General features: G+C 48.9%; 18 protein-coding genes and 1 pseudogene. 2 read left to right on the top strand and 17 right to left on the bottom strand.

Annotation, left to right across the window (positions count from 1 at the left end):
* The 10 genes and pseudogenes from ACJ9N4_RS16015 to ACJ9N4_RS15970 all read right to left on the bottom strand — a co-directional run.
* Nucleotides 1-160: pseudogene (locus tag ACJ9N4_RS16015) on the bottom strand (lysis protein); the annotation flags it as partial.
* Nucleotides 157-693 (bottom strand): lysozyme, encoded by a 537-nt coding sequence (locus tag ACJ9N4_RS16010; protein ID WP_411500630.1) that lies wholly within the window; start codon nt 691-693, stop codon nt 157-159. The gene ACJ9N4_RS16010 and the pseudogene ACJ9N4_RS16015, both read right to left, overlap by 4 nt.
* Nucleotides 690-908, bottom strand: a complete 219-nt coding sequence (locus ACJ9N4_RS16005) for a class II holin family protein (protein ID WP_411500629.1) — start codon at nt 906-908, stop codon at nt 690-692. The genes ACJ9N4_RS16010 and ACJ9N4_RS16005 overlap by 4 nt, the downstream gene beginning before the upstream one ends.
* Before the next feature lie 49 nt (nt 909-957).
* Nucleotides 958-1,251, bottom strand: a complete 294-nt coding sequence (locus ACJ9N4_RS16000) for a hypothetical protein (RefSeq protein WP_411500628.1) — start codon at nt 1,249-1,251, stop codon at nt 958-960.
* Between the two features lie 307 nt (nt 1,252-1,558).
* Nucleotides 1,559-2,164, bottom strand: coding sequence for a hypothetical protein (locus tag ACJ9N4_RS15995; protein WP_411500627.1), 606 nt, complete (start codon nt 2,162-2,164; stop codon nt 1,559-1,561).
* On the bottom strand, nt 2,161-2,517 hold the full coding sequence (locus ACJ9N4_RS15990) for a RusA family crossover junction endodeoxyribonuclease (RefSeq protein ID WP_411500626.1): 357 nt from the start codon (nt 2,515-2,517) through the stop codon (nt 2,161-2,163). Before ACJ9N4_RS15990 ends, ACJ9N4_RS15995 begins: the two co-directional genes overlap by 4 nt.
* Nucleotides 2,510-2,803, bottom strand: a complete 294-nt coding sequence (locus tag ACJ9N4_RS15985; protein ID WP_411500625.1) for a Ref family recombination enhancement nuclease — start codon at nt 2,801-2,803, stop codon at nt 2,510-2,512. Before ACJ9N4_RS15985 ends, ACJ9N4_RS15990 begins: the two co-directional genes overlap by 8 nt.
* A 144-nt stretch (nt 2,804-2,947) precedes the next feature.
* Complete coding sequence (locus ACJ9N4_RS15980) at nt 2,948-3,166, bottom strand: hypothetical protein (RefSeq protein WP_411500624.1); 219 nt, start codon at nt 3,164-3,166, stop codon at nt 2,948-2,950.
* Nucleotides 3,167-3,300: 134 nt separating this feature from the next.
* Nucleotides 3,301-3,624, bottom strand: coding sequence for a hypothetical protein (locus tag ACJ9N4_RS15975; RefSeq protein ID WP_182918637.1), 324 nt, complete (start codon nt 3,622-3,624; stop codon nt 3,301-3,303).
* 241 nt (nt 3,625-3,865) lie between these two features.
* On the bottom strand, nt 3,866-4,285 hold the full coding sequence (locus ACJ9N4_RS15970; protein ID WP_411500623.1) for an Exc2 family lipoprotein: 420 nt from the start codon (nt 4,283-4,285) through the stop codon (nt 3,866-3,868).
* Nucleotides 4,286-4,474: 189 nt separating this feature from the next.
* On the opposite strand from ACJ9N4_RS15970, the gene ACJ9N4_RS15965 reads away from it, so the two are divergent.
* A complete protein-coding gene (locus ACJ9N4_RS15965; RefSeq protein ID WP_411500622.1) occupies nt 4,475-5,821 on the top strand; it encodes a colicin-like pore-forming protein in 1,347 nt (448 codons plus the stop codon).
* Between the two features lie 63 nt (nt 5,822-5,884).
* Here the strand turns inward: ACJ9N4_RS15965 and cui are convergent, their stop codons facing one another.
* The 6 genes from cui to ACJ9N4_RS15935 all read right to left on the bottom strand — a co-directional run bounded on the left by cui (nt 5,885) and on the right by ACJ9N4_RS15935 (nt 9,283).
* A complete protein-coding gene (cui, locus tag ACJ9N4_RS15960; RefSeq protein WP_411500621.1) occupies nt 5,885-6,436 on the bottom strand; it encodes a colicin immunity protein Cui in 552 nt (183 codons plus the stop codon).
* Between the two features lie 339 nt (nt 6,437-6,775).
* Complete coding sequence (locus ACJ9N4_RS15955; protein ID WP_411500620.1) at nt 6,776-7,234, bottom strand: replication protein P; 459 nt, start codon at nt 7,232-7,234, stop codon at nt 6,776-6,778.
* Nucleotides 7,203-8,306: a DnaT-like ssDNA-binding domain-containing protein gene (locus ACJ9N4_RS15950; protein ID WP_411500619.1), complete on the bottom strand. Its 1,104-nt coding sequence runs from the start codon at nt 8,304-8,306 to the stop codon at nt 7,203-7,205. Before ACJ9N4_RS15950 ends, ACJ9N4_RS15955 begins: the two co-directional genes overlap by 32 nt.
* Nucleotides 8,303-8,560 (bottom strand): DUF4222 domain-containing protein, encoded by a 258-nt coding sequence (locus ACJ9N4_RS15945; protein ID WP_411500618.1) that lies wholly within the window; start codon nt 8,558-8,560, stop codon nt 8,303-8,305. The genes ACJ9N4_RS15950 and ACJ9N4_RS15945 overlap by 4 nt, the downstream gene beginning before the upstream one ends.
* A gap of 16 nt (nt 8,561-8,576) precedes the next feature.
* Nucleotides 8,577-9,026, bottom strand: a complete 450-nt coding sequence (locus ACJ9N4_RS15940) for a hypothetical protein (protein ID WP_411500617.1) — start codon at nt 9,024-9,026, stop codon at nt 8,577-8,579.
* A complete protein-coding gene (locus ACJ9N4_RS15935; protein WP_182919810.1) occupies nt 9,026-9,283 on the bottom strand; it encodes a transcriptional regulator in 258 nt (85 codons plus the stop codon). Before ACJ9N4_RS15935 ends, ACJ9N4_RS15940 begins: the two co-directional genes overlap by 1 nt.
* A 94-nt stretch (nt 9,284-9,377) precedes the next feature.
* Between ACJ9N4_RS15935 and ACJ9N4_RS15930 the strand changes: the two genes are divergently transcribed.
* Nucleotides 9,378-9,773, top strand: coding sequence for a hypothetical protein (locus ACJ9N4_RS15930; RefSeq protein WP_411500616.1), 396 nt, complete (start codon nt 9,378-9,380; stop codon nt 9,771-9,773).
* A gap of 576 nt (nt 9,774-10,349) precedes the next feature.
* Here the strand turns inward: ACJ9N4_RS15930 and ACJ9N4_RS15925 are convergent.
* Entirely contained in the window at nt 10,350-10,826 is a 477-nt protein-coding gene (locus ACJ9N4_RS15925) for a hypothetical protein (protein WP_411500615.1), read from the bottom strand.
* Nucleotides 10,827-11,000 lie beyond the last annotated feature (174 nt).

The raw sequence follows: 11,000 nt of genomic DNA, 5'->3' as shown, positions 1-11,000 counted from the left end.
TGTCTTTAATGGTGGCGTTCGCCAGGCGGAGTTTCTCAGTGGCTTTATCACGCTGGTCTTTGTAGGTGATGGCGTTGCCGCGGTAGTGGTTAATCGCCCAGGCCATGGAAACCATCAGGCAGATAATGACAGCACAGATGATTGCTGTTAATCGGTTCACTGATCTATCCCCCAGCACGCCAGAGCACTTTCTTGGTCCCGTCGCTCAACCTGACCATAGCAGCCATTCTTCTGGCCTTTAGTCAGACGGCAATCACGGCCACCGTCCTTAATCCACCAGCGGATTGCTTCACAAGCCCCTTTCCGGTCACCAGCATTGATACTCTGATAGAAAGTTGAAGGGAAACATTTCCCCGGTCCGATGTTATAGGGGCAAAAAGAAGCTATTCCGGCCTTCTGGGGGGCACTAAGCGGAACGTGAATATTACGATCAACCCACGCCAGCGCCTTATCGCGCTCAATTGCATTAACCTGGTCACATTTGGACGTCGTCAGGCTCATATCTTTCACTACCCTCTTACCATCGACCAACGTCGCCCCACGGCAAATAGTCCAGACTCCTGAACCGTCCTGATAAGCTGTAGTGCTGTTGCCTTCTTTCTCATTAAGAAATTTGTCGAGGATTACAGAGGCCGGAGCTCCTGCAAGGACAAGACCCAGAACAGCTGAGCTCAACTTCGCTCTGGTTTTCATTGCTCACCTCGGCCTTCTTTTCTCCTGTCATCTTTTACTTTGAAATAAAAGTTGGTCAGAAAGGTGAGTAAGCCGAACAGTAAGCTACCGATCACACCTATAGCTGCCCATTGCTCAGGGCTGTAACCATCAAGAAGTCTTTTAAACCAGTAAATGGCACTACCTCCTGACGCGCCGTAGGAGATACCTGTAGTTATTTTGTCCATTCGATACATACTCTCACCTCGCTGTGTGCGAGTGCGTTTAAAGTAATAAAAAAGGTCCTTAACGGACCTTTCGACGGGTAATTTTTTTTAGGAAGGAGAAGATGTTGGGTTTTGTTTTTTTCCGATGGGACTCGGATGCCTCAACAAAGAGTCTTGCCTCTTCGTCGCTGTAACCAGCATCAGTCCATATTTTCAGAAGCTTTTTTCTGTGTGATCTGTCAGATATTTTTTCAAGGCCCCAAAAGAAAGGAGGGACTAAAAGTTTTAAAATAGCGATCACGAAGACGATCGTCGTCATCGCTTTGTAGTGTTCTAATATTCCGTTCACATACCCGTAAATCCATTCAAGCATGCTGTCTCCTTCATCCAAAAAAAGGATTTTCTCACATGCATGATGTGTCCGGCAAAGCTGACTCCTTGCTTGAATAAAACGACGATATGACAGGGGTACTGGTGCAATGCACCTTCGCGAATACCCCTGTCGTATCGCCGGATAACAAAAAACCCCGGCAGGCGGGGTTTAGAGTTTTTTCAAATTGTCGCTTTACATCGCTGCCATCGTGGCGCAGCTCTGCCAAGCATGAAATAATTATCTGATTTTCTGGCCCGTTTTCAACATCCTTCCGATTAAATAGCACTTTTTGCCAAATCACTTTTGATCATGAACTTTCTTTCAGGTTGTTCCGCGCTGACAAAAAAACCTTCGCCCTGAAGATTTCCAGACACCAGCGTACCCGCTTTCTGGCCTCAGAATCAGTTAGCCACGGGGCCAGGCTTTGCAGTTCTCTGGTGATGTCTGATATTTTTTTCCTGGTGGTGTAATACTGTCGCCCAACGACATAAACCGGATCCTTCAAATCAAACGACTGCAGCACTACGCCCTCCATAAATTCAGCGTCATCACTGCTAATAGCCTCGTCAATAATGCTGGCCGGCGGTTCAGGCCAAAGAATTGCGCGCGCCCGTTTCATTGCCAGCTCACCATGAAACCCTTCTTCTCTCGCCTGGTTCAATGCTGCGGTAAACCGCTCAAGCGCTTTATCTGACCAGTTCTTTCCTCTGATTACGTTCCAGCATGAGTGTCCGCATGGTTTCGCCGGAGCTGTGCCACCGCGGACGCATTCCCCCCACACCGTAAGCAGCGATTTTATCCAACCGGACTGAACATCATTCAGGAGAATACTTTTTCCCAGCCAGCTCTTCCGCGGTGCCATTGCGGTTTTTCCCAGCCCTTCAAAATACTGGCGTTTCTGGCGTGGTGTCATTTCATTTCCTCGATAATTATCATTCCAGTTTCGCCCCATAGTTTTGATGTCCGGGCGTCCCAAATGTGGGAATCATCCTCAAACAAGGCGTCCAGCAGCGATTTTGTTAAGTTGTCCAGATCGGGTTTGGTCTGATGCGGTTGGCCGTCCATTGCTGCGCGCTTTTTCTTGCTCCAGCTCTGCGGCATAGGCAAAACAAAAGTGATATGAGCGCCACTCTCCGGCACACTAATCTCGTGCAGACGTGCTTCATCGCAAAACATGCGGTAGCGGATCACAGGTGGTCGCTGTTTCCATTTATCGGATCGTGTCATGCGGGGTTTACCGACTGGGGTGATGATGTATTTAGGCATAGAACACCCCCAGCTCTAACTGGACCTGCTCCAGCAGCTGCAACTCGGAACCGAAGTTTTTCTCCCATTGCTTACGACCAGCATGAATCGCCACACCATAGCCGCCGTTGCGATGGTGTGGATGACAAAGGGGAATTGATTTTCGATGGTCAGCACGCTGCCCTACACCCTGCCCTGTCCGGATATGGTGAATTTCGGCAGGCGTTTCGCCCAGATTCAGATTCCTACACACGATGCAGCCCAGTCCGGCCACGCGTGAAAGGTGGATGCGATCTGCTTTTTTCATGCTGGGTCACCAGCATAAGCAGAAACACCGCGCACGAACGGGCGGTGTGAGTGATTTTGGGTAATGCTCTGCGCCATTTTGATTCCTCAGGTTGGCGCAGTAATCAGTGGGTGTTCAGCCCGTTTGATTATTATAAATCAACACTTACGGCTTGAGAACCTTAAGTGCTTCCGGCAGGGAGTTTAAGTTGATAATACGCTCATCATCACTAAGAACCTGGGCTGAAAGCCTATTTCCTTCACGGCGTACCAAAGTGCGCAAAGCATTACTGGTTACCAGATAGTCCATTATTTCACCATCACACAGGCATAAAACCAGCATTCCGTCTTTCGTTAGACTGGCAGCAAATTCATTTAATTTCATTGGTACATCCCTAAAAATGGTTTTCCCCTTGCGGGGCTGTCCTTTTTCTCCCTGCGCACTAATTTCATTAAAGGTTCCGCTAACCAGACGTCTAACCGATCGGCTATCAAGACACAGGAATCATGTTCGATCTGCTATATCACCGGCCTGTTGTCAGTATCTGTTACACAGTTGAGGAGGTGCGTTACGACACCCATCACCATCGTATAATCCAGCGCATCCCCTTCAATAGCCTCCCTATCCTGTGTGATAAGTGCTTTTCCCTGAACAGATGCGAAGTCCATCCTTCCACAGAACGAGATCAGAACGGTGTCGCCGACTTCAGGCTTTCTGGCAATGTTGACGATCGCATAGCCAGCTGATGTTTCGATCGTGCGGTAATTACCGTCGTAGCCGCAAAGGCGAGTAATGGTGAGAGTCTGCTCAGTGCGATCTGTTGCCGGAGATGGAAAACCCATAACGCCTCCTCAAATAACTGTATATTTATACAGTAACACCAAAAAAACGAGGGTCAAGAATTTGGGCGTAAAAAAACCGCAAATGCGGGTAAGTGTTTAATGAGTAATCAATTCTTCTTATTTCCAACGCCACCAAAGCAATGAAAAACACTGGTTCGCAGAGTTTTTTTTAAGGGTGGTAAACTACCAATATTTTGGTGGTTCAAATTTCTGTCAGGCAGTGAAATGTGAGCTGGAAACCTCACTTTCGCCCTTCATAACCATCCATATATGTAGCTGAAATAGCATCTCCCATTGCCTTACGCTTATTTGCGGACGGAATGTTATTGTCGGCGTAGCGCTTGCCCGCAAAGATAGTCTCCCTCTGGATGGATTTTAGAAACGCATCGCTGCGGAACTCATTAACCCGCTGTTGCGCTCCTTCTGCAGATACACCAGAAGCCCTGTCTTTTGTTCCCATATCATGAAACGTTCTGAAGAATGGCACCGCCATCCGGATGCTGTCGGCTTTTATTACACGTAAATTCGGGTCGAAACCGTCACCTGTCGCATATACATACTGCCGGGCATTACGCTCTGCGCTTGTTTGAGGTGTGCAAGCGACGTTCATCAGCGACGTCGTTAACAAGGCAAACACAAACACTAGTGAGGATTTTTCCATTGAGGTATCCATTCCTATAAACAATATCCCGATCAGCAGCTTAGCAGGAAGTTCCGCTTCCAGTTACACCCCAAAATCTGGCATTGACACAGGAAAAGCAGCGGCGTAGCATTCATGAACTGTATATATTTACATGTTTATATATACAGTTATTTTTTATGAATTTTACCGTCAAAGAGGAATAAAATTATGCCTGGATTTAATTATGGTGGTTATGGTGATGGAACCCGCTGGAGCAAAGAAAGGGGGAGCACACCGCCTGGTGGGGGTTCAACCGGAAACTCGGGGAACCATGATAGTGGAGGCAGCAACAACACCGGTAGCCAGGGGACGGCTGAACAACGGCAGATTGATACAATCAGAAACAACCCGGTCATCCGTCAGAAGCTGGCAGATATGATCCTCGCCGCCCGCCGGATTAATCCCTATGCGAAACTCACGATCCAGAGCCTGTCGAAAACCGGGGTCATGTCAATATCGGTCACTGAGTTAAATGCAGACCAGGCCAGAGCGATTGGTCTGAGCGGACTGGTGATGGGTGTTGATGCGGCGGGCACGACAATGTCGGTCGGGGAGTTACCCACCGGAGTCTATCGCGACGACCAGAACCAGTTCTCTGGCCACCGGACTGCTCCTGCTCCGCTGGAAATTGCGACGACGGGCAGCACCGATTTATTTACGTATGATCCTAAATCGGGCGCGTTCCGCTCCACGAAGAGCTTTGCGAACGCAGGTACCGTTGAAAGCCTTACCATTACAGGGCCTTATACTTACCGGCTGTATCTTGATATGTTCTCCGGTAAGGCGATCGATGTGACCGTAAATAATGGCGATCCCAATAATATCAGCGTCCAGTTTAACAACTGGAAGGGGCCGCAGGAGAACACCCGGAGCGGGGTCAGAAAATTAGTAAAAGAATTTATTAATTTTAAACTTGATCAGGAAGGCAACTTACTGGCCCAGGCCGGAGATGTTATTGTGGCTGCCGGAAAGGAACTCAGTGAAGTTCTGGGTAATAAATACCAGAGTCTGGCAAATGACATCGCGGCAGACATTAAAAACTTCCAGGGGAAACGCATCAGGAATATTGACGCGGCAATGGCTACCTTAAACCGGGTTCTGTCCAATCCGAAAATGAAGGTCAGTGCCGGCGACAAAACTGCTCTGGAGAATGCCTGGCGTTACCTGAATGCTCAGGATATGGCTTACAAATACGGTTTCCTCGGTAAAGCCTTTAGTTATGCAGATATCGTCACGAAGATCGAGAAATTGAGACAAAAATCCCTGGTAGCCGTTGATACCGGTGACTGGAGACCGGTACTGCTTGAAGTGGAGTCCTGGGTACTGAGTGGCTTTGCCACCGGTTTTGCCCTGAGCCTACTTGCGTCGCTGTCCATGCCCCTTGCCACGGTATTTGGATTGCCAGTCACCGCGATCACCGTACTGGGGGTCATCTGGATTTCGCTGGTGGCATCAATGATTGATGACCAGTTTGCCGACCGGATCAATAACTGGCTGATTAGCCCTGCACATTAATGAAAAAAAGCAGGCGGGAAACGCCTGCTTTTTTAATTCCGGAAGCCGGAGTATATTTTGCCATTATAACGAAGCTTTCCGCCCCTGACAAAACGACTTAAAGGTTGCCGCAAGGACAACTAAATAATAAGCAGTAAAGGTATAGCAGACAGTGTATATGGTGATAAATAACGTCACGAGGAAGTAATCATTATATGACATGACCCTGAGCAGCTTCCCGGATTCTGTTATTTCTGCAGAGTAGAGCAATGACATATACATGTTTGGCAGGTAAAACGCTGAAAACAGCGCAACTATCCTGAGCATCCCACCGGTGGTCTGTTCACTGTTAATCCTGATATGTTTATACGAAATGATAAACGCAACAGCGCCCCAGAGCGGGGCTGTTTTACACCAGGCATTCATCACCGAACTCAGCAGGGGATTATTTGCAGAGTGCAGCGCGGGTAAGCCACGGGTCACTTCAGACAAGTAAACCAGTAAGGGTGAATCCGGGTTGCCAGAGTACACGGCAAACAGAATGATGAGGGGGATTACGGTGATGATCCATACGGTAACCACTTTCTTTGTCATGGCGTTGTTGTCGGGCGTTTTACGGTATTCAGTCCTGCGCATAGTCTTATCCTTAATCAGAGGGCGCTCCTGCTTTCAGGATACATCATCCCTGCATGTCAGTACGCATTTTTGAAAGTTGAGTGCTTCACTTTTATATGCGCAATGGTCTGGTCAATAATCCACACCAAGCATTTAGCGTCTTGGGCATCTACCAGCTGTGGATTTTCTCCCCCTGTCCGCAACTACTTTCTGGTCGTGAATTTCAGTAACTCACGTGCAAAAGCTGTTCAGCGCCTCCACTGGCTCGATATCCAGGCGGGCGGCAACATCACGGTAAGTAGCTTTACCCATCGATTTCAGTGCATCCAGTACGGTTTCCATAAAATTTCTCCTGTTTGTTTAAATTCGTTTTAGTTTTGCTGCTTCGGCCTGCGCTTTAAGTAACTGCGCGGGGGTTGGTCCTGGCGCATGGCGTGGCGCGGCAATTTGCCTTCTCACCGGCGGGATCGGATGTCCGTCCACCACATGCTTTTCCCACTTGGCCAGCTGCATGGCAGCCAGGGCTTCGAGTTCGGTCTGGGTCATTTGCCTTTCCACTCCCGAGCGTCGCATTTCTGTGCAAATCTGATATAAGACTGGGTGGTGCCACGGGAACACCTCTGAACTGTCGTAGCGGTATGACTCGTTGCGCCAGCGCTTGTATTCCGCCATTACGTCAGCAGTTCTTAGCCCCAGAGCATTGCCGCTGGCGTCCGCCACAAGAGTCACGAACTCAGCCAGATCCGGCGGCCATGAATTCCCTGCCTTGCAACGCGCCACCATCGCATTACAGACGCTCGTCGTCTGGTCGCTGGTCAAACTCCCAACCTGCGCAATCCATAGGTCCGACGGGGCCGAGCCGTTTTTGGTCTCCCAGCGGGTGGAGTAAATTTCCAGCATGAGTTCCCAGAATTTCCACGCTTTCTCCTCGTGCTCGTAATTGCTCTGCACGTGTCGCACGCGCTCGTTGTACAGCAGCGTTTGCTGTGGAGTTTGGGTCCAGTCCTGCATGAGAATTACCTCGCGGTCTTGTTGGCTTTGTGTTTTGCAGGTGCAGAGCAAATTTCTGCTCCCACTGCGTCTGGTTGAATGTCTTGCCCTCAGAGAGCCAATAATCGACAAAGCAGGCATGGGCAGCGCGTAAATCATCGGGTGTCAGGTCCACAGGGACAGGACGCCCCCAGAGGTTTGCCTGCTTGCGAAAGTCCACAGATGGTTTCCACTCCTTGCTCATTGGGAACTTCCCCAGTAGCTGAGAGGCAGGGAAAAACGTGCCAGGCTGACCAGGATATTCCGGTACCGGTCGCTCACTGACTGGAGCAACCAGTTCCCCCCGCGCGTTATGTGTGGGGTTTAATGACGGATCAGATCTTAATGACGGATCGGGGGCAATTTTTGGGGGGGTTAAATCACCTGTTTCACCAATTTTTGACCCCTCAAAATTTGACCCGTCAAAATCTGCCCCCTTATTTTCAGGGTTTGAGGGGGCGTTATTTGAGGGGTTAAAAATTACCCCCTTCCCTTCCTGACCAACTGGCAAGCACCGTGAACCTTTCTTTTTGGCTCTCTTCTCTTTAATTTTTTTTCGCCCTACCGCAGCAGCGGCTTCCAGCTTTTCAACGTTGATCTGGTAGATGTTCGTTAAATTTCTGCCGCCTACCTTGCGCTCAATTTTGGTGATCCAACCACCGCTCACCAGCTCTGCCAGAGCATTTTTGACGGTAGTTTCACTCTTTGCTCCAATCTCAATCTGGAGCGTCTCAATCGCAGGCCAGGACACACCCTCTGCATTGCTGTAATCGGCAATACGGGCCATCAGAGCGACGCGGGAAATACCGAGCCCCGCCTGCGCACATCCTTCCCATACGAGACCATGTAACTTGCTGCTCACAACTTCACCTCTGTGAACTTAATTTCAAACTCTCGGCGTCCTGTTTCGCTGACTCCTGCATATCCCTCTCGGCGATATGACACTCGGAGCTGGGATGCACGCAAAACTGTCACCATGCGTCCGCGTTCGTCACGGTACCGCTTCCCTGGAATAATTTCACCGCGGCGATCCACTGGCTCCTGAGCGGGTTCATTCTTCATCGCGTTTTTCATGCGCTCTGCCAGTGCGCTCGCTAATTCCTGAGAAGTACGCATAGTCGCCTCCGGATCTTTATGCCGCGTTGTGGTTGTGCATGACGTGAACCTTTACGCCTACCAGCTGCGCCAGTGCGTCGATAGCTTCCAGGCCCTCTCTCCTGATGACCGGTAGAGGCTTGCCAGTGAAAACCGCGTTGGTGGCTTCGATGCACTCTTTGTTCACTTTGGCCGCCCGGTAGTGCATGCAGTTATTCTGCTCCAGTTCGTTGTCGATGGCGGCGCGGATGGCATAGCTCAGCGCCTCGGCCTGCTTACGGTAATTGGACGTATCATTACGGAACGCGCGCTGGATAATCTGCTTATTGTTGTGCAGTCGGCGTGCGTACTCGTCAGGATCTGTTACGTCGTTGAGTGACAGAAGCAAATCACCGAAGTGATGCGGGGTTATCAGCTGTGTGACCGTCTTCCAGCCCTTTTCCTGAGCCCATTCCTCCAGCTCACATGCCAGCTTTTTGATTTCCATCAGTCAGTATCCTCCTGAGTTGTTGTGCTATTTTTTGGCTCGTAGTCAGGCCAAATTTCAGCCCAATCGCTTGGCCGCATATCAGAACGAGAGACCTCACTATTGGTGAAAGTCTCGATAACGATGCAGCGACTTGGCGAAATTGCAGCCCGCCCCGTTGCTAGTTGGGAGAGGTAAGATTTCGATATCCCAAGGTGTTGCTCCAGCGCCTTGCGGATCTTTGGCCCACCAGCTTTCAAAAAGTCATTGAGTTGCATAATTGCTCCTGTGTGTTGAGTTGTAAGTTTATAAACCACTAAACATTAATGTCAAGTTTTTGCTTGTTTAGAAATTACTAATCAAAATGACTGCATGGACACAAAGGAAATCAGGCGCAAGCGCCTAGCGGTATGGTTTTCAAGCAGAACCTTGCCGGAAAAAGAGAAGAGCTATCTTTCACAGCTGATCAACGGTAAAGCGTCGTTCGGCGAGAGAGCAGCGCGCCGTATTGAACGTGATTACGGCATGGCTCCTGGTTATCTTGATGAAGAACCTAAGGGTGAAGAGATGCGGTCCCCACGACCGTTTGACGCTCGCCATGAAGAATTGCTTGATCTTTTCGATAGCCTTGCTGAGTGGGAAAAAGAACAGCATATGGTTAACCTCAGAGCCCAGGTAAACTCTATAGACAATGAGCTCAAAGCAAGGCTGAAAGGCAAGTCCAAACAAGAAATCCTTCAGATGCTAAAAGACCTCGAGATAGACTAATCCCCTAAGACCGCCTGTAAGCGGTCTTTTTTTTCTCCAAATTCAAGTACATCCAGTTTTTCACGCCTTTTTGTTTACTATTAACTTTACATAATGGTTTATTTTTCTATAAACTTAGACCAACAAAACACGCAGTAATCAGTAAACGTTCCGCCGACCCGGCGATAAGGGTAAACAGAGCGAACAGGCAGGATGCCCACGAAGTAGCCGCCGGTGGCGTATGAAAGACCGGATGATTCGCAAGTAATAAAAAAAGCGCCCTTAGGACGCTTCGCTCTTTAACAATCTGGATATCTCTAACATTACTTTTGATTAGGTTTAGGCTGAGGAGCTGGCCTAGGAACCGGTCTTGGGGAAAAAGGAGAATGATCACCAGTTTTAACAGACTGTAGTTTTGTCATTTTCATTTTTTAGGACCTGGGGCTGGTTGAGGTGCGGGCGCTGGACGTGGAGAACCAGGAACGTGCCCATTCACCGCATTCCTTGCGAGTGTGGAAAACATGATTTTTGGTTTGGGTGCTGGAGGGCGCGGCTGCCCCGGAGCATGGTTAGGTACAAACTCTCTATCGCTCATTCTCACTGAGTCACCTTCTGTTCCTTTGGCAAGCCACCAGCAAAAAAAGCAAAAACTTTCTCTGTGAAATTCAGTGGAGACGTTAAGTCTTCAAGGCCAAGCTTGATAGCCGCTTTTTTATGAGCTGCTGACTCAAAAACACTCCATACAGAACAGTCGCTTTTCTGAAGTTCGTTCAGCCGATTGAGCAGTTCATTGTCATCATACCTAGCTGCTTCTGTCATGAGTTCAAGATATTTTTTTGACTGCTCTTGGGCTAAACCGGACTGCTTGCCGAACTGATAAATAAATTGAATTGCTGAAAGCGCGGCAATGAACGCGCCAAAAATGAAGTTACCGCTGAAGGGAGCAAACACAGCACAACCAAGCATCATCAGTATCACTGATATTAATTTATCGATTCTGCTGGTTATTGTGCAGAACATTTTTTCCATGTAATGGGAATAATTTATATCAAAGATAATGTCGTGCCTGGTCATTGTTTACCCCTTTTTCTCTTCCTTCGGCTTTGGCTCCGGTTTTGGAGCGGGCCGCTGATATGCGGGACTATGTCTCTCTGCATGCTCATAGCCATTCGCGAACATATTGAACTCCTTTTTGTTGTTGGGGATATCCAGATTAACCTAATCCTTGTTGTTGGGGAATAGCAGGAT

The organism is Enterobacter sp. LM3, from assembly GCF_046622475.1.
In the GTDB taxonomy this organism is placed as follows: domain Bacteria; phylum Pseudomonadota; class Gammaproteobacteria; order Enterobacterales; family Enterobacteriaceae; genus Enterobacter; species Enterobacter cloacae_P.
This window is presented reverse-complemented; position numbering and strand designations above follow the sequence as displayed.

Coding starts and splice junctions, on each gene's coding strand:
- ACJ9N4_RS16010 (WP_411500630.1), bottom strand. CDS start 693: ATGAAAACCAGAGCGAAGTTGAGCTCAGCTGTTCTGGGTCTTGTCCTT.
- ACJ9N4_RS16005 (WP_411500629.1), bottom strand. CDS start 908: ATGTATCGAATGGACAAAATAACTACAGGTATCTCCTACGGCGCGTCA.
- ACJ9N4_RS16000 (WP_411500628.1), bottom strand. CDS start 1,251: ATGCTTGAATGGATTTACGGGTATGTGAACGGAATATTAGAACACTAC.
- ACJ9N4_RS15995 (WP_411500627.1), bottom strand. CDS start 2,164: ATGACACCACGCCAGAAACGCCAGTATTTTGAAGGGCTGGGAAAAACC.
- ACJ9N4_RS15990 (WP_411500626.1), bottom strand. CDS start 2,517: ATGCCTAAATACATCATCACCCCAGTCGGTAAACCCCGCATGACACGA.
- ACJ9N4_RS15985 (WP_411500625.1), bottom strand. CDS start 2,803: ATGAAAAAAGCAGATCGCATCCACCTTTCACGCGTGGCCGGACTGGGC.
- ACJ9N4_RS15980 (WP_411500624.1), bottom strand. CDS start 3,166: ATGAAATTAAATGAATTTGCTGCCAGTCTAACGAAAGACGGAATGCTG.
- ACJ9N4_RS15975 (WP_182918637.1), bottom strand. CDS start 3,624: ATGGGTTTTCCATCTCCGGCAACAGATCGCACTGAGCAGACTCTCACC.
- ACJ9N4_RS15970 (WP_411500623.1), bottom strand. CDS start 4,285: ATGGAAAAATCCTCACTAGTGTTTGTGTTTGCCTTGTTAACGACGTCG.
- ACJ9N4_RS15965 (WP_411500622.1), top strand. CDS start 4,475: ATGCCTGGATTTAATTATGGTGGTTATGGTGATGGAACCCGCTGGAGC.
- cui (WP_411500621.1), bottom strand. CDS start 6,436: ATGCGCAGGACTGAATACCGTAAAACGCCCGACAACAACGCCATGACA.
- ACJ9N4_RS15945 (WP_411500618.1), bottom strand. CDS start 8,560: ATGCGTACTTCTCAGGAATTAGCGAGCGCACTGGCAGAGCGCATGAAA.
- ACJ9N4_RS15940 (WP_411500617.1), bottom strand. CDS start 9,026: ATGGAAATCAAAAAGCTGGCATGTGAGCTGGAGGAATGGGCTCAGGAA.
- ACJ9N4_RS15935 (WP_182919810.1), bottom strand. CDS start 9,283: ATGCAACTCAATGACTTTTTGAAAGCTGGTGGGCCAAAGATCCGCAAG.
- ACJ9N4_RS15930 (WP_411500616.1), top strand. CDS start 9,378: ATGGACACAAAGGAAATCAGGCGCAAGCGCCTAGCGGTATGGTTTTCA.
- ACJ9N4_RS15925 (WP_411500615.1), bottom strand. CDS start 10,826: ATGACCAGGCACGACATTATCTTTGATATAAATTATTCCCATTACATG.